14 protein-coding genes are annotated in these 16,976 nt (G+C 52.6%); 6 read left to right on the top strand and 8 right to left on the bottom strand.

Annotated elements, in window-relative coordinates:
* Window positions 1-21 precede the first annotated feature (21 nt).
* On the bottom strand, window positions 22-1,482 hold the full coding sequence (gene guaB / locus H8K27_RS07285; RefSeq protein WP_186862488.1) for an IMP dehydrogenase: 1,461 nt from the start codon (window positions 1,480-1,482) through the stop codon (window positions 22-24).
* Between the two features lie 101 nt (window positions 1,483-1,583).
* Here guaB and H8K27_RS07280 point away from each other — a divergent pair, with 101 nt between their 5' ends.
* A complete protein-coding gene (locus H8K27_RS07280; RefSeq protein ID WP_186862487.1) occupies window positions 1,584-2,072 on the top strand; it encodes a DUF4124 domain-containing protein in 489 nt (162 codons plus the stop codon).
* A gap of 13 nt (window positions 2,073-2,085) precedes the next feature.
* On the opposite strand, the gene H8K27_RS07275 is transcribed toward H8K27_RS07280, so the two are convergent.
* Window positions 2,086-2,379: an RnfH family protein gene (locus H8K27_RS07275; RefSeq protein WP_186862486.1), complete on the bottom strand. Its 294-nt coding sequence runs from the start codon at window positions 2,377-2,379 to the stop codon at window positions 2,086-2,088.
* Complete coding sequence (locus H8K27_RS07270) at window positions 2,372-2,803, bottom strand: type II toxin-antitoxin system RatA family toxin (RefSeq protein ID WP_186862714.1); 432 nt, start codon at window positions 2,801-2,803, stop codon at window positions 2,372-2,374. The genes H8K27_RS07275 and H8K27_RS07270 overlap by 8 nt, the downstream gene beginning before the upstream one ends.
* A gap of 114 nt (window positions 2,804-2,917) precedes the next feature.
* Here H8K27_RS07270 and smpB point away from each other — a divergent pair, with 114 nt between their 5' ends.
* Window positions 2,918-3,367 (top strand): SsrA-binding protein SmpB, encoded by a 450-nt coding sequence (gene smpB / locus H8K27_RS07265; protein ID WP_186862485.1) that lies wholly within the window; start codon window positions 2,918-2,920, stop codon window positions 3,365-3,367.
* Window positions 3,368-3,397: 30 nt separating this feature from the next.
* On the opposite strand, the gene H8K27_RS07260 is transcribed toward smpB, so the two are convergent.
* Window positions 3,398-3,763, bottom strand: a complete 366-nt coding sequence (locus tag H8K27_RS07260; RefSeq protein WP_186862484.1) for a hypothetical protein — start codon at window positions 3,761-3,763, stop codon at window positions 3,398-3,400.
* 242 nt (window positions 3,764-4,005) lie between these two features.
* On the opposite strand from H8K27_RS07260, the gene ompR reads away from it, so the two are divergent.
* Entirely contained in the window at window positions 4,006-4,773 is a 768-nt protein-coding gene (gene ompR / locus H8K27_RS07255) for an osmolarity response regulator transcription factor OmpR (protein WP_186862483.1), read from the top strand.
* 17 nt (window positions 4,774-4,790) lie between these two features.
* Complete coding sequence (locus H8K27_RS07250; protein ID WP_186862482.1) at window positions 4,791-6,152, top strand: ATP-binding protein; 1,362 nt, start codon at window positions 4,791-4,793, stop codon at window positions 6,150-6,152.
* Window positions 6,153-6,220: 68 nt separating this feature from the next.
* Here the strand turns inward: H8K27_RS07250 and H8K27_RS07245 are convergent, their stop codons facing one another.
* Window positions 6,221-11,653 carry a hypothetical protein gene (locus H8K27_RS07245; protein ID WP_186862481.1) on the bottom strand — a complete coding sequence of 1,811 codons (5,433 nt, stop codon included), beginning with the start codon at window positions 11,651-11,653 and terminating at the stop codon, window positions 6,221-6,223.
* Window positions 11,654-11,866: 213 nt separating this feature from the next.
* Between H8K27_RS07245 and upp the strand changes: the two genes are divergently transcribed.
* On the top strand, window positions 11,867-12,499 hold the full coding sequence (gene upp, locus H8K27_RS07240; RefSeq protein ID WP_186862480.1) for a uracil phosphoribosyltransferase: 633 nt from the start codon (window positions 11,867-11,869) through the stop codon (window positions 12,497-12,499).
* 77 nt (window positions 12,500-12,576) lie between these two features.
* Window positions 12,577-13,737, top strand: coding sequence for a pyridoxal phosphate-dependent aminotransferase (locus tag H8K27_RS07235; protein ID WP_186862479.1), 1,161 nt, complete (start codon window positions 12,577-12,579; stop codon window positions 13,735-13,737).
* Between the two features lie 122 nt (window positions 13,738-13,859).
* Here H8K27_RS07235 and H8K27_RS07230 read toward each other — a convergent pair whose 3' ends face one another.
* The 3 genes from H8K27_RS07230 to lpdA all read right to left on the bottom strand — a co-directional run bounded on the left by H8K27_RS07230 (window position 13,860) and on the right by lpdA (window position 16,971).
* Window positions 13,860-14,267: a hypothetical protein gene (locus H8K27_RS07230; protein ID WP_186862478.1), complete on the bottom strand. Its 408-nt coding sequence runs from the start codon at window positions 14,265-14,267 to the stop codon at window positions 13,860-13,862.
* Window positions 14,267-15,364 carry a cell division protein ZapE gene (gene zapE / locus H8K27_RS07225; protein ID WP_186862713.1) on the bottom strand — a complete coding sequence of 366 codons (1,098 nt, stop codon included), beginning with the start codon at window positions 15,362-15,364 and terminating at the stop codon, window positions 14,267-14,269. The genes H8K27_RS07230 and zapE overlap by 1 nt, the downstream gene beginning before the upstream one ends.
* Window positions 15,365-15,543: 179 nt before the next feature.
* The gene (lpdA, locus tag H8K27_RS07220) at window positions 15,544-16,971 is read right to left on the bottom strand and encodes a dihydrolipoyl dehydrogenase (protein WP_186862477.1); all 1,428 of its coding nucleotides are present in this window, start codon (window positions 16,969-16,971) and stop codon (window positions 15,544-15,546) included.
* Window positions 16,972-16,976: the final 5 nt, after the last annotated feature.

Here is a 16,976-nt window from a genome sequence, read left to right as displayed (position 1 = left end):
TCCGGACAAATTGTTTAAGAATCAGTCAGCCCGGTAATTAGGTGCTTCCTTCGTGATCTGCACATCATGCACGTGAGATTCGCGCATACCGGCAGAAGTGATTTCCACGAATTCAGCCTTGATATGCAAATCATCGATCGATGCACAACCACAATACCCCATCGAAGACCTGACGCCGCCAACCAGTTGATAAAGAATTGCCAGGACGCTGCCTTTATAAGGCACACGTCCCTCAATACCTTCGGGAACCAGTTTATCGGCATTATTCGCGGAATCCTGAAAATAACGGTCGGCAGAGCCGTCCGCCATCGCACCCAGGCTGCCCATACCGCGATAAGATTTATAGCTGCGGCCCTGAAACAGAATCACTTCACCCGGCGCCTCTTCGGTACCGGCAAACATGCTGCCCATCATGACAGTCGACGCACCGGCTGCCAGCGCTTTGGACACGTCGCCGGAAAAACGCACACCGCCGTCCGCGATACAAGGCACGCCTGTGCCCTTGAGTGCATTTGCGACATTGGCAATGGCAGAAATCTGCGGCACACCGACTCCAGCAACAATGCGCGTGGTACAGATAGAGCCAGGGCCGATACCCACCTTCACTGCATCCGCACCATGTTCAACCAAAGCCAACGCTGCTGCGGCTGTTGCGATATTGCCACCAATGACTTCGATATGCGGATAATTATCTTTCACCCAACGAACACGATCCAGCACGCCTTTGGAGTGGCCGTGTGCCGTATCGACCACGATCACATCCACACCAGCTTTTGCCAGCAAATCGATACGCTCTTCGTTGTCAGGACCAACGCCAACGGCTGCACCGACGCGCAGTTTACCCTGATCATCTTTAGATGCAAAAGGATGCTCGGTCGATTTCTGGATGTCTTTTACAGTAATCAGGCCGCGTAATTCAAACGCATCGTTGACCACCAGCACGCGCTCAAGGCGGTGTTTGTTCATCAGGCGCTTGGCCTCTGCCAGATCAGCCGTTTCATTCACACAAACCAGCTTTTCACGTGGTGTCATCTTGGCGCGGGCTTCCGCATCCAGCTCTTCCTCAAAGCGCAGATCGCGGTTAGTGATAATACCAACCACGGTTTTACCTTCCACAACCGGAAAACCACTGATGCCATACTGCTGCGACAAAGCGATCACTTCACGGATTTTCATGCTCGGCGGAATCGTGATCGGATCACGCAGCACGCCGGACTCAAAACGCTTGACCTTCGCGACTTCGCGAGCCTGCTCCTTGGCAGTCAGATTTTTATGAATAATGCCGATCCCGCCTTCCTGTGCCATCGCAATAGCCAGTCGTGCTTCGGTCACGGTATCCATGGCAGCAGATACCAAAGGTATGCTCAGATGGATATTCCGCGTCAATTTAGTCGCGAGAGAGGTGTCTTTTGGGAGGATGTTCGAATATGCCGGGACGAGTAGCACGTCATCGAACGTGAGTGCTTTTTGAAGTAAACGCATAGTATTTCCTATAGGCGCAAAAGCGAATTATACAGAAAACTTGCGAACTCGTCTCTCTGCATGTAAAACTCTTATTTATTCATTTTCTTTCGAGAACTTATATGCTCACTTACCGGATCACCGCACTGATCATGCTTGGAACGCTTGCCTGCCCTGCAGCCAATGCCCAATATGTATGGGTTGATGAAAAAGGAAACAAGCAGTTTTCAGATACCCCCCCGCCGGTATCCGTCCCTAAAAACCGCATCATCAAAGGGGGCGCGCCGACTCCGAAAACAGAAACTGATAACAGCAACACACAGGATGCTGCCTCGGCACCTGCAAAACCAATGACCACAGCGGAAAAAAATCAGGATTTCAATAAACGCCGCGCAGAGCAGGCAATCAAAGATAAAAAAGCCGCCGACGAACAGCAGGCCAATGCGGACAAAGCCAATAATTGTGAGCGCGCAAAAAATTATCAGAAAATACTGGACTCCGGCGTACGCGTCACCACGACCGATAAAAACGGGGAGCGCAGCTACCTGTCAGACAGTCAGCGGGAAAAAGAAGCTGCTGATATTAAAAAAGCACTCTCTGATTGCAAATAAATTGATACGGCAATCAGATTTTTTCCTGACGATGCTTCTTGGCTCGCCGGCGCCGTGCTTCCATCGGGTCGGCCAGCAAGGGGCGATAGATTTCCACCCTGTCCCCCTCATGCAAAACAGCCGATAATTCTTTTAATTTTCCGAAAACACCCACCTTCAACACGCTGATATCAATTTCAGGAAAAGTCCGGACCACCCCACTCTCCTGTATCGCATCATAAACAGTGGCGCCTGCCGGCAGACAAACATCCAGCACACAAATACCGTCTACAGGGGCATAACAAACCTGCACTGCAATTTCAGGCATAAGTTGCCTCCGCACGTGCGCAAAAAGAATCCACAAAGCTATTGGCAATTTTGCTGAAAACCGGCCCAATTAAATGCTCAAGTAATTTGCTGGAAAACTCGTAATTCAAATCGAATTCAATTTTGCATGCATCCGCACGCAACTCTGTAAATTTCCAGTTGCCGCTCAGATGTCTGAATGGGCCCTCAACCAGATGCATCTGCATTGAATGCGGTGCCTGGTTCACATTACGGGTTGTAAAGCTTTGTTTGATACCGTGATAATTAATGTTCAGTGTTGCCGTCAGATGATTTTCCGAACGTTCCGCCACAGACACATCCCCGCACCAAGGCAAAAAAAGAGGATAATCCTCCACCCGGTCAACCAGCGCGAACATCTGCGCTGCGCTGTATCCGATAAAAACTGTCTTATGCACAACTGCCATTGAGATAAACCATTTGGTAAAATTCCAAGTTCGCATTTTAACTGAGTCATTGTCAGACTGAAATTAGCTTTACCAATTTCGAGACTGAATTGATCAATCTACACCGCCCCATACATGAGCATCGCCGATAACAAAAAAGCATTTCACGATTACTTTATCGAAGAACAGTTCGAAGCCGGCATTGTATTGGAGGGCTGGGAAGTCAAAGCAATCCGTGCCGGGCGTCTGCAACTGAAAGAAGCCTACGTCATCGTTCGCAACGGGGAAATTTATCTGTTTGGCGCACACATCGGTGCATTACCAACCGCGTCAACCCACATTCACCCGGATTCCGTCCGTACCCGGAAACTGTTATTGCACGCCGCTGAAATCAGCAAACTGATCGGAAAAGTGGAACGTTCAGGCTATACGATGGTGCCGCTGAATATGCATTTCAGCCAAGGCAGGGTCAAATGTCAGATCGGATTGGCAAAAGGCAAAAAGCAGCACGACAAGCGGGATGCGGAAAAAGAACGGGACTGGCAGCGCGAACAGCAGAAAATCATGAAGCAACACCGTCGCTGATGCAACTCAGCGACCTCATCACGCCGAGCATTATTTCTTCCCGGGCTGGATTTCACGCTCCATGTCCTGAATCTGCTGCCGCATAGCGCGACGCTCGTCCGGGCTCAGTTTATTTTTCTTCACTTCCTGCAACCGCGAACAACCAGGCATCGTGGCGGCATCACCTTGCTGACACTGTTTATCAATTTCATCTTTTTTGGCAGAACCGGCTGGCCTGGACAGATGCAGCTCGCGCGCTCCGCCTCTTTTCTGAGCATCGGGATGCCCATTTTTCCCCTGAGATAAAGCATTCGGCCAGAAACTGCCTATCCGGAATACGCCATCGCCCGCAATCGCATTGATTTGACATAACAGAATAATGCAGGCGGCGGAGACCCTGACAGCAGTATTGTTCATTCAGGCAATCAAAAATTGATAGTATTATCTGGTAAAGAGCATTGCCGCTTAAAGCACTTTCCTCTGGATTCAAACAAAGGATAATGTGTCGCCGCCGAAGCAGCAATAGCAGCGGATAAGCCTGCTCAGTGTAATGGAGCTTGTCAGAAGTTAATTTTCCCCTTGAGTAAAGTGTGTAACACTTTGTAAGTCAAGCCTTCAACAGGTTTCCAAGCTGCAACGATGCCAGTACCATCAATATTATGAACAATCTCCAATCAAACACTGATACCACTGCTGCCCCCAGCAACCCGCCCAAGGCAAAAATTCTGGTCGTTGATGACGATTTACGGCTGCGTGAGCTGCTGCGACGCTATCTGACCGAACAAGGTTTTTATGTTGTGGGTGCAGAAAATGCACAGACAATGAATAAGTTCTGGATGCGTGAACGTTACGACATGCTGGTGCTTGATCTGATGCTGCCCGGCGAAGATGGTCTCGCTATTTGCCGCCGCCTGCGCGGTGCCGGAGACCGCACGCCGATCATCATGCTCACGGCAAAAGGTGAGGAAGTTGACCGGATTATCGGCCTTGAAATGGGAGCAGACGACTACCTGCCCAAACCGTTTAATCCACGCGAGCTGGTGGCTCGCATCAATGCCGTATTGCGCAGGAAAGTACCGGATGAATTACCGGGAGCGCCATCCGACGGACCGCAGACATTTTCATTTGGCGATTTCGTGCTCGATCTGGGAACCCGCACGCTGAAAAAGAAAAACGAAACAATTTCCCTGACAACCGGTGAGTTTTCCGTCCTCAAAGTTTTTGCACGTCATGCACGCCAGCCGCTGTCCCGCGAAAAACTGATGGAACTTGCCAGAGGCCGGGAGTATGAGGTTTTTGACCGCAGTCTGGATGTTCAGATTTCACGATTAAGAAAACTGATTGAACCGGACCCGTCAAATCCTCTGTACATCCAGACTGTCTGGGGTTTAGGTTATGTTTTCATTCCTGACGGAGCGAAAGAATAAGCCTTCCGGATTTCCGTATGCGCTCTTATCTGAACAGTCTTGAGTGGCTGCGCAGCGGCCTCTTCTGGCGCACTTTCTTTTTACTTGCCATGCTGGTGATGTCGAGCATGGCAATCTGGTTTATCAGTTTCAGAACCCTGGAACGCACGCCGCGGGCAGAACAGCTGACCTCGCAGATCGTATCCATTGCCAATATCACCCGCGCAGCATTAACTCATGCCGCCCCCGAAAAACGCAAAGAACTGCTGCTTGAATTCGCCCATAATCAAGGTATCCGAATCTACACCTTAAAAGACAGCGATGTGGTGGAAGCGCTGGATTCAAGCGCTTTTTTAGCGGAATTCAGCGACCTACTCAAATCCAGGCTAGGCAAAGACACCCGCTTCGCCCGCAACGTTAATGGCATTGAAGCATTCTGGATCAGCATTGACATTGAAGGGGACGCCTACTGGCTGCAACTCGACGAGGATAAGCTGGATCCACCCAGCACACTTCCCGTCATCAGCTGGATCACGTCAACTCTGCTGATTACCTTGCTGGGTGCTGCCGCCATTTCCAAATTTATCAACGAACCTTTGTCACGGCTCAGCAATGCAGCGCGTCTTCTGGCTCAGGGAAAAGAGCCGCCAGCATTACCAGAACGGGGGCCCAAAGAAATTCGAGAAACCAACGCCAGTTTTAATCAGATGGTGGAAGATCTGGCACGCATAGACACGGACCGCACCATCATTCTCGCAGGGATTTCCCACGACTTGCGCACCCCGCTTGCACGCATGCAGCTCGAAGTGGAACTGGCCAATCTGGATGAGGCCGCCCGGGAAGGCATGCAGTCCGATCTATCCCAGATGGATGCCATCATTAATCAGTTCCTGGACTATGCCAAACCGATAGAAAGTCTGCGCTTTGATCCGATCAATGTCAGTGAATTATTAAAGCAGGTGATTCATGAATATGCACGGGTCAATTATCTGCATATCCGCACTTCGATCGCACCAGATCAATACGTGGCAGGAAATGCAACGGAACTGCGACGTCTGTTCAGCAACCTGATTGAAAATGCATGCCGCTACGGAAAAAATCCGGACAAACTCAATACTGTGGTGGAAATCCAGTGCAGCCACAAAAACCGCGGAAAAAAACAGGGCGTATTGATCAGCTTCCGTGATTATGGTGACGGCGCCCCGAGCGATGACCTGAACCGCTTGCTGAAACCATTCACCCGGGCGGATGCCTCCAGGAGTCAGGCCAATGGTTCCGGGCTGGGCCTGGCCATTGTCGATCGTATTATTCGCCGTCACCGCGGCAGATTAAGAATCTACAATCATGAACGCAAAGGATTTGTCGCAGTCATGATTTTCCCTGAAATGAAAACCAAATAAAAATCCCGGTCAGTGCCGGGATTTTTTTCCTGTCAACAACTCTCCTGAACTTGTTCAAATGCGACGACTTATCTGCTGTTATTCATCGCCAGCTGTAACCGTGTCTTTCTGTCCGCATCCTGTGCCGTTTCTGTTTTAACTGCCTGTGGTGACTGGACAGCTGGCTGACGCTTGTCGGCAGGCGCAATCTGCGTCAACTGATAACTCATCTGCAATGCAGGTGCCCCGGCACTGGCTCTGACAGGCAATGTCGGCGGCGCGTGAACAGTGACGGCCGGTGCTGTGGCAGCTACTGCGCTGGCAAACGGCAGATGAACTGACACATGGGTCCATCCGATTGCACCGGATGCTCCGGCGCACAGTACCAGCCCTGCCAGCACAGATGGACGCAGACGGAAACGGAATTTCTCAGCCGCTTTGACTTCTTCCATGGATACTGGCGCCAATTCAGCAGGAACTTCAACTGGTGCGGCTGCCAGCATTTGCTGAGCCTGCAAACGCCATGATTCACTGTCGGACTGATTGCTGCGCAGTTTTTCCATCAATGCCTGAGCCAGGACTCCGGCTTCCCGGTGCTCCGCTTCCAGCTGCTGCTGCAATTGTTCCGCCTCAGACTGCATCGCACTTTCCTGCGATTCCAGTTTCTTTTTTAATTGATCTGCATGTGCCTTGTGCTGCAGCTGACGTTCCGCAAGTTGCTCAATCTGTTGCTGCAACCGGGCATTCGATTCCTGTTGCACCTGTTCCTCGGCAGACATACGCAATACAGTCTGCTGAGCCTGTTCCAGCGCCTGCTGGCTGGCGAAAATTTCAGCTCGTTGCTTCAAAAGCTGGTCTGCGAATCCTGCTTCAGCTTCTTCTTTTTGCTGCAACTCTTCCAGCAGAGACTGCTCAAGCTGAAGACGCGCAGCCAGATCTTTTGCCAGAGCCTGCTCTGCCGCGATCCGCTGCGTCTCAAGCGTCGTTTGTTCCTGCTCTGTCGCCAAACGGTTTTGTAGTTCAGCAATCGCGATTTTTGCCTGTTCTGCACGCGCTTCCTGTGCGGCGGACAATTTCTGCTCCAGGGCCAGTTTTTGCTGTTCCAGCGCAGTAGCTTCCTGCTCTTGTCGGACACGCGCAGCACTCTGTGCCGCCAGTGCCTGTTCTGCCTGCAAGCGTTCGCGGGAAGCCTGCAAAATCAATGCTTCCGCTTCCATTTTTTCATCAATTGCCAACAAAGCCTGCTGCTTCATCTCCATGGCCTGCTGCTCTTGCTGCTGCTGCAACTGCAGCGCCGCAATATGACGCTGGGCCAGCTCAATATTTTGCGCCTCCAGCCTTTGTGCGGCCAACATTTCATCCGCCTGCACCTGCGCAGCAATAGCCGCTTCCTGATGGGTCACCGCCTGCAAGGCCGCCAGTTCTGCAGCTTCTTTTTCTGCTGCAGCTTTCGTTTGCATGGCGACACTGGCATTTTGCTCTGCCTGAGCGCGTAATTCTGCTGCCTGCAGATATTCCCGCTCAGCCAGCTGATGCTGTTCTGCCGCACTCAGCGCCTGCTGTTCAGCGACTGCTTTCCGACGCAGCAGACTCAGCGCTTCCAGTTCCAGCGCCGCACGGCGGTTTTCCATCATCGCCAGCGCCTCAGCTTCCTGCAATTTATCTGCTACTGCCTGCATGGCGATTTTTTGGGCTTCTGCATGTTCGGCTGACTTGGCAAACAATGCCTGCTCAATCTCAGCCTGCTGTGCGGCGGCCTGTTGCGCCCGCTGCTCTTCCTCTGCCCTTAAAATAGCCAGTGCTGCTGATTTTTGCTCATCCTCAAGCCGTTGCCGGGCGGCCAGATCCAAAGCTTGTTCTGCCGCCAGTTTCGCCTTGAGCTCCTGACTCAGCTGTTGCTCGGTTTCCAGACGTTCCTGTTCAAGACGGACTGACTCCTTCAGCAAACCGGTTTTTTGTTCCAGCGCAGCTGCAGCTTCCCTCTTAATCAGTGCTTCTTCAGCGGCTTGCGCCAGCCATTGCTTTTCAGCGGTATTCAGATGGTCAGCGATCTGTTTCGCCTCAGATTCTGCGGCTGAACGTTGCTGCAACAAGAGCAGTTGTTCCTGTTCAGCCTGGATGCGTGCAGCAGCCTCGTCCTTCGCTGCCTGCTCAGCCTGCTGCTTCGCGGTCAGCACTGCCAGTAATTCCTGCTCGGCCTGAATACGCGCCTGTTGCGCCACAACCAGCTGCCGCTCCTGTTCCAGACGCTGGATACTCAGGGTCTCCATCAATTTTGCCGCATCTGCATGGGCCGCCAGTTCCTGATGCAGTGCTTCTTCAGCGGCCAGCGTTGCTTCGGCAGCGAGACGGACAATCTGCTGCGCACGCGCATTCGCCTGTGCAAATTCGCTTGCCTGCTGCTCACTGGCTAAACGGCTCTGCAAATGTTCCTGTGCATTTTTTTCAGCCTCCAGCCTTGCTTCTGTACTGGTAAGCAACTGTGCCTCGTCGGCGGAACGCTGTTGCAGAACGCGATCTAATTCGGCAATTTTGCGATTTTTTTCTACTACCAGCTGATGCGCCTTATGCTGGCTGGCAGCATAAGTTTCTGCCTGTGCATGTAAAGTTTTTTCTGCCTCCAACCGGGCCTGGGCCAGCGCTTCTGCTTCTTTTTCAGCACGCGCACGTGCTGCGGACAGTTTTGCCTGTTCTTGTTCGGCGATGGCTTTGGATTGCGCTGCAGTGTGGGCTGACTGCTCGGCAGCGAGTGATTCCGCCGCCGCCGCTGCGGCCAGTTTATCGGCCTTTACTTTCTGCTCCTGAAGTTCTGCCTGCTGTGCCAGTGCCGCTGCTGCCTGCTGTTGTGCCTGCGCCTTTTCCTGCTCCAGACGCGTCAGCTGGGTTGCGGCCCTGACTCGCTCTGCTGCCGCCTGCGCCGCCTGCTGCTCTGCTGCTGCCTGCGCTTTTTGTTGTTCTGCCAGTTTCTGCTCTTCCGCCAAACGCGCTTCAATAGCGGTGCGCAGCACTTGTTCAGTCTGCACTCGCTGCAGGTGCTGATCACGCTCCATCTGTTCTGCGTGTGCTTTTGCCTGCAGTTCAGCAGTCAGTTGCTTTTCCGCTTCCAGTTTTTGCTGAACCAGTGCCAGTGCCCGTTTTTCAGATTCAGCCCGCTGCCTCAGCACTTTTCCCAACTCTTCCGCTTCTGTCACTTTGGTCTGCGCGGTACTGGCGGCCTGCTTTTGCAGTTCTGCATGTTCCTGTACTTTTTGCAGACGTAACTGTTCGGCCTGTATCAGTGCCATGCGCGATGCACGGACTTCGGCTTCCTGTTGACGACGGCTTTCCAGCACCTGCATATGCTGACGGTCTGCGTGTGCACGTGCGATCACTTGCTCTGCCGTTGCTTTTTCCGCTTCCAGTTTTTCCTGTGCTGCGAGGGCTGCCTGTTTTTCCGCTTCTGCCCTGACCTGCTCAGCTTTTGCGATTTCAGATGCCTGTTTTTCTTTTAGTGCTGCCAGTGCCGCCGCTTTACGCTGCATCTCCTTCTGTAATTCAGCCTGCTGCAATGCCTGACGCTCTGCAGCTGCTTTTTCCTCCTGCGCCAGACGCAGTTCGCGCTCGGCATGTTCTTTGGCGGCTGCCAGCGCTTTCATTTGTTCTTCTGCCTGGAATCTGGCTTCAGCCTCTTTCTGGGCAGCTTGCTCCAATGCCAGTTTCTCCTCGGCAGCTTTCAATGCCAGCTGAACTTTTTCTGCACGACGACGTTCAAGCTCCAGCTTTTCGTCCAGCAGTTCGATGGTTTTCGCTTCATCCTCAGCAAGCTGCTGCTGAACACGCAGTAACTGACTGACGTCGTGGCTTTTCTTGACAGTTGCCTCTGCCATTTTCTGTTGCAGACCAGCTTGCTCAATCGCGGATTGCAGGGCAATTTTCTCAGCTGCACATTCTGTTTCCTGCGCAATTCTGCCTGCACGTTCGGCGGCCTCTTTCATTCGCAGTAATTCTGCATATTCCTGATCTGCCTTTGCGCGGGCTTCCGCCTCTTCAGCATGCTGACGCTCCGCCTGGCATTTCAATTCAAGCGCACGGACGGCGTTCTGCTCAGCTTCGGCACGCATTTTTTCTGCCCGCAGCAATTCCTGTGCTTTTTTAGCCTTCAGTTCCGCAGCAGCGTTAGCACGTTTCAACAACTCTGCCTGGAAAGCACCTGCGCTCAATGCCTGCTGCTCGGCATCAGCCTGCTCGCGTGCCGCCTGCACGGCAACACGCTCCATCTCGGAACGTTCTTTTGCCAGCGCGGCAGCGCGCTGTTCTTCCGCAGCACGTTGCCGTGCTGTCTCGGTCGCTTCCTGTTCTGCGATGCGTCGCTGACGGGCCTCTTCTGCCGCATCTGCCTCTGCCTGCAAACGGATGCGTGCCTGAACATCGGCCTGCTCCTCACTTTCGATACGACTCATCGCCGTCGTTTGCAGTTCACGCTCTGCACGAATGCGAGACTCAGTCACTGCACGGATTTTTTCTTCCGCTTCTTTACGAGCCTGTGCTGTCGCTGCGGCGACTTTTTCAGCCTGCTCCCGTTTTGCTGCGGCCACCTGTAATTCCTGCTCGGCCTGCAAACGCAACTGTATTGCCTCTGCTGCACGGCGCTCCGACTCCATGCGTGCCTGTGCAATCGCCTCCTGTTCCTGCTCAATCGCAACCCGCGCCAAGGCATCTTCTTTAGCGCGTGCCTCAACCGGCGCACGATTGATGGCAAATTCTAGTGCCATCGCCTCTGCCTGCTCCCGCTCTTTTGCCGCCTGCAAACTTTCGTGACGGACTTTCGCCAGCATTTCCGCTGTTTCGCGAGCCTCACGTTCGCGCTTTTCACGCTCCCGCGCCAGTTCAGCAATGCGGGCGTCAGCGCGGGCACGTTCCACGGCCTGCTGCCGCGCTCCCTCGGATGCAGCAAAACGTTCTGCGGCCCAGTTGCGGGCTGTTTCTGTCTGCTGACTCAGTTGCCGGACCTCGGCCTGAGCGCGGGCTGAAATTTCCGACTCTGCTTTCCATTGCATTTCAGCGCGGGCTTTTGCTTCCTGCTCCAGTTTCTGACGCAATTCCGACTGTTCTTTTGCCCGGTTTTCCATCTGCGCCCTTTCTTGCAGATTGCGGGCTTCCTGTTCATTGGCAGCGATTCGGGCGGCTGCGGCTGCCTGGGATTGTTTTTCAGCCAGCAAACGGGCCTGCATGCTGCTGGCAGCGTCCTGCTCCAGCGCCAGTTTTTTCTGTGCCAGTTCGGCAGCTTCCGCTTCTGCCTGAGCGCGGGACTCAGCCAGCACCCTGGCCTGAGTTTCTGCTTTCAGGCGGGTTTCCGAGGCAACTGTTGCCCTGGCTTCGGCTTCCACCCGGGCGATCGCTTCGCGGATACCTTTAACGTCGATACGGGAATTCGACTCCAATACATCAGGCGAGGACGAGTAATCTTCTTTAGCATCGACACCCCTGTCCAGGGTGAGTCCCCCTAAAGAAAACTGATTTAACATTGACTGATGACTGTCCATACCCTGCTCCTGAATTTGAGAGTCGTTCCCCGAAGACACTGGCCTGGCGCTTCCGGAACTTCTTAACCTGAATTATCGGTGAAGGAAAATCAAACAATCCTGCGAGCAAAGGCAGAAAACACCCTTATTTCTACATTCCAGAATCAGCAGGCATCCCAATCCTCGGCTGACGGACGTAAAATACGGGTCACACCAATATGCCGGAGAGAGATCTTGAACGAATTAGTCACTGAAATTAAACACCCGCTGATACAACACAAACTGTCGCTGATGCGGAGTAAAGATACTCCGACGGATAATTTCCGGCGTTTATTGCGGGAAATCAGCCAAATGCTGGCTTATGAAGTCACGCGGGATTTACCGATTGAATTTACCCGGATTGAAACGCCGATCCAGACTATTGACGCACCGACCATCAGTGGCAAAAAACTGTGCGTGATTTCGGTATTGCGCGCCGGCAATGGCATTCTGGACGGCATGCTGGATCTGCTGCCCAATGCACGTGTCGGTCATATCGGCCTGTACCGCGACCCGGAAACACTGGAGCCAGTGGAATACTATTACAAGGTCCCTGAAGACATTGCCGAACGTCTGGTGATCGTGGTTGATCCGATGCTGGCAACTGGTAACTCTGCAGCTGCGGCGATCGAGCGCCTGAAACGCGGTGGCGCCAAAAGCATCAAGTTTGTCTGCCTGCTGGCAGCGCCAGAAGGCATCAAGGTCATGCAGAAAGCCCATCCTGATGTCCCGATCATTACCGCCTCTATCGATCAGTGTCTGAACGAACACGGCTATATCGTCCCCGGTCTGGGTGACGCAGGTGATCGCCTGTTCGGTACCAAATAAACATTTCTGCCGACTCCGGTGCCTGCACCGGAGTGTTCCTCCTGACACCACAGCCTGAACATTAATCTGCACCCACCATGACTGTCAGTTTTCTTCCTCCTTCCAAATTACCAGAAATCGGCACCACAATTTTCTCAGTCATGTCGGCACTGGCGGCAGAGAAAAAAGCCGTTAATCTCGGGCAGGGATTTCCTGATTTTGACTGTGATCCGGCCTTGCCAGCGGCAGTCACGCGGGCCATGCAGGAAGGTCTGAACCAGTATCCGCCTATGCCGGGGCTGCCTGCTTTCCGACAACAGATCAGCGATAAGATCGTCAGCCTGTATGGCCAGCGTTACGATCCTGCCACAGAAATCACAGTGACAGCCGGAGCAACCCAGGCCATCCTGACCACGCTGCTGGCCTGTGTCCATCCGGGTGATGAAGTTATTGTGATTGAACCGGCTTACGACAGTTATATCCCTTCGATCCGGCTGGCTGGTGGTGTTCCGGTACTGGTCAGCATGGAATTAGATGAACAAGGTTATAGCATCCCCTGGGGCCAGATTAAGGCCAAAATCAGTGACAAAACCCGTCTGTTGATGCTAAATTCACCGCACAACCCGACCGGTTCTGTCATGACAGCGGCAGATATCAGCGCACTCTGCGAGATTGTGCGGGGCACCAGGTTACTGATTGCCTCTGACGAAGTGTACGAACACATGGTTTTCGACGGCATGCGTCATGAATCGCTGGCACGCTATCCGGAACTGGCTGAGCGCAGCTACATTATTTCCAGTTTTGGAAAAACTTATCATGTAACAGGCTGGAAAGTCGGTTATGTGGCCGCTCCGGCAGCTTTGATGGCGGAATTCCGCAAAGTCCATCAGTTTAACGTCTTTACCGTCAATACCCCGATGCAGGCCGGACTGGCGCATTACATGCAAAATCAGGCTCCTTATCTGGAACTGTCTGCTTTTTATCAGAAAAAACGGGATTTATTCCGGCAAGGCCTGCAAAAGACTCGTTTCCGCTTATTGCCATGCGCAGGAACCTATTTCCAAAGTGTTGATTACAGCGCGATTTCATCTCTGCCGGAACTGGACTTTGCGCGCTGGCTGACCACTGAGGCCGGTGTTGCAGCGATTCCGGTGTCCGCTTTTTATCGGCAAGGAAAAGAGTCGGGAATTGTGCGCTTCTGTTTTGCCAAGCAGGATGCCACTTTACACGAAGCATTACGTCGTCTGGCAATACTCTGAACAGATTGACTGGTTCAAATACTGGGGGGGAGTATCCTGAAAACCCTGCTATTATCCAGGAGATACAGCCAAAATCAGCAGATACTCCCCCATTTTTAAAAATGGCGGTCAATTCAGACGGATTATTTCGTCTGTTTCTTTGCCAGTTCCTGATCGCGGGCAATGATCCGCAACTGGCGCTGCACGGCCTTCGCTTCGATTTCCATGCGTTGCAGAATCGGCAAATATTCCCGGCGGTCGATTTTAATTTGTTTCAGGCAATTATTTACAAAAAACAAATCGTAGCAATGACGCTCAGCCGATACATACCAGTTTTGTAAACGCTGTTGCAGCCCCTCACTCTGCGCGACAATGGTTTCAGCTTCTTCGTTGGTGTGAATGCTGTTAACGGGGTATTGTGCATCCATGGCACGTACCAGAGTCGCAATGGTTTTCAGCTCGTCCGGCTGCTCCCCGGCATACGACCACTGTGCGGGATAAACAGCGGCACAGCACCATACGGCACGCATTAATAAAGAATTCAGTTTCATCAGGCTATCGCATCGGCTAACTGGCGTTGATCGGCATCCATGTATTCCTTGGACTGCATCTCAATAATGCGTGAAACCGTCCGGTGGAATTCATTCGATAAGGTACCCTGAGTATACAATTCTTCCGGCGCCACTTCCGCTGACATAATCAGTTTGACCTTGTTGTCGTAAAAAACGTCAATCAGCCAGGTGAAGCGACGGGCTTCTGACGACATGGCAGCAGACATGCGCGGCACCGATGACAGAATCACAGTGTGAAAACGGCTGGTAATTTCCAGATAGTCGTTTTGCGAGCGCGGCCCGCCGCACAAAGTATGGAAATCAAACCAGATCACTCCACCCGCGCGGCGCAACGCTTTCAGGGTTCGTCCTTCGATATCGACATGCGGATCTTCATCCTTCGTGTCTGCCACACGTGCAAACGTATCACGCAAGGCTTTATCGGTCTCCGCGCTCAAAGGCGTCAGATATGCCTGCACCTGCTCCAGCGCACGCTTGCGATAATCATTACCGGAATCCACGTTCAGAACATCCAGTTTCTCTTTCAGGAGAGCGATCGTGGGAAGCATCCGGTCACGATGCAAACCTTCCGGATACAACGTATCGGGCTGATAATTGGAGGTCATGACAAAAGACACCCCGTTGTCAAACAAAGCTTTCAGCAAGTTATACAACAGCATTGCATCCGCCACATCGGATACATGGAACTCGTCAAAGCAAATCAACCGGTATTTTTTAGCAATGCGGCGCGCCACTTCATCCAGCGGATCAGCCATGCCTTTAAGTTCATCGAGCTGACGGTGAACGCCGCGCATAAACTCATGAAAATGCAAACGGGTTTTCCGCACTACCGGCACAACGGAATAAAAACTATCCATCAAGAAAGATTTGCCTCGTCCAACCCCGCCCCACATATACACGCCACGCGGCACTTCGGGACGGGTAATCAGTCTGGTCAGTTTATTCGCCCGCTTCCCTTTATAGGCAACCCATGACTCATAAGCGAGCTGCAAGCGGTCAACAGCGCGTTTTTGCGCTTCATCTGCCTTGAATCCGCGTTGGGTCAGGGCCTCCTGATAAAACTGTTGTACATCCATCATTTGTATTTCTCACTGCCACCTGCGGCTAAAAAAACAGCAACAGATAACATGGTTGGGAAAAGGTGATCGCCGGAACAGTCTTTACACCCATCTCCACTATGGAGCACCGGCATTGCCCAAGAAAAAATGGACGAGTATTAACCCGTCCATTAATCCCTGATCGGTCAGAACGTCGCTCAGAAATTCAGCGAACGTTTATCGACTGCCAGTGCCGCCTCTTTGGTCGCTTCCGACAAAGAAGGATGCGCATGGCAGATACGGGCGATATCTTCCGAAGAAGCACGAAATTCCATCGCCACGACCGCCTCGGAAATCAACTCGGAAGCCATAGGGCCAACGATATGCACACCGAGGATTTCATCGGTACTTGCATCGGCAAGGAACTTCACCATACCGGAGGTGTCGCCCAGCGCACGTGCACGGCCATTCGCCATGAACGGGAAAGTACCGGATTTATATGCAACGCCATCTGCTTTCAATTGTTGCTCAGTACGACCAACCCACGCGATTTCAGGAGAAGTGTAGATCACCCACGGAATCGTGTTGAAGTTAACATGGCCATGCTGGCCAGCGATACGCTCAGCAACAGCAACACCCTCTTCTTCTGCCTTGTGTGCCAGCATAGGACCGCGCACGACGTCGCCGACCGCCCAGACGTTAGGCAGATTGGTTTTGCAATCGCCATCAACAGCGATGAAGCCGCGTTCGTCCAGCGCCAGACCAACGCCTTCGGCATTCAAACCGTGGGTGTTTGGTGTGCGGCCGATGGAGATGATCAGCTTGTCGAATACGGCTTTGTGCTCTGCGCCTTTGTCGTCGGTGTAATTGACTGTGACGTCTTTACCACTGTTGACGATTTCGCCGATCTTCACGCCGAGATTGATTTTCAGGCCTTGTTTGTCGAACAGTTTTTTCGCTTCTTTCGCGATTTGTTCATCTACCGCACCGAGGAAAGTCGGCAGCGCTTCCAGTACGCTGACTTCAGCACCAAGGCGACGCCATACGCTGCCCATTTCCAGACCGATGACGCCGGCACCGATAACGCCGAGTTTTTTCGGTGTTTCAGCAATATTTAATGCGCCTTCGTTGGACAAAATGGCTTTCTCATCGAACGGAGCACCAGGCAATGCCCGTGCATTGGAGCCGGTGGCAACGATAATGTGCTTACCAGTGATCGTTTCTTCGGTTTTACCGGCGACTTTGATTTCGTAACCAGCAGCATCCGCTTTGACGAAAGAGCCGTGACCATGAAAGAAAGTGACTTTGTTCTTTTTAAACAGGAACAGAATACCGTCATTATTTTGTTTAACGATGGTATTTTTACGACCCAGCATTTTCGCCACGTCGATACCTAGACCGGATACTGAAATACCGTGGTCAGCAAACGCATGGCCAGCATGTTCGAAGTGTTCAGACGATTGCAACAATGCTTTGGATGGAATGCAACCGACGTTGGTGCAAGTACCGCCCGGCGCCGGACCGCCTTTGTCATTGGTCCATGCATCGATACATGCAGTGGAAAAACCGAGTTGCGCAGCGCGGATCGCCGCGATATAGCCGCCAGGGCCGCCGCCGATCACGACGACATCAAATTGTTTGCTCATGAGCT

The sequence above is a fragment of the Cognatundibacterium griseum genome, assembly GCF_014284195.1.
GTDB classification, from domain to species: domain Bacteria; phylum Pseudomonadota; class Gammaproteobacteria; order Burkholderiales; family Burkholderiaceae_D; genus Undibacterium; species Undibacterium griseum.
The sequence above is the reverse complement of the archived record's forward strand: the minus strand, read 5'-3'. Positions and strand labels throughout refer to the sequence as shown.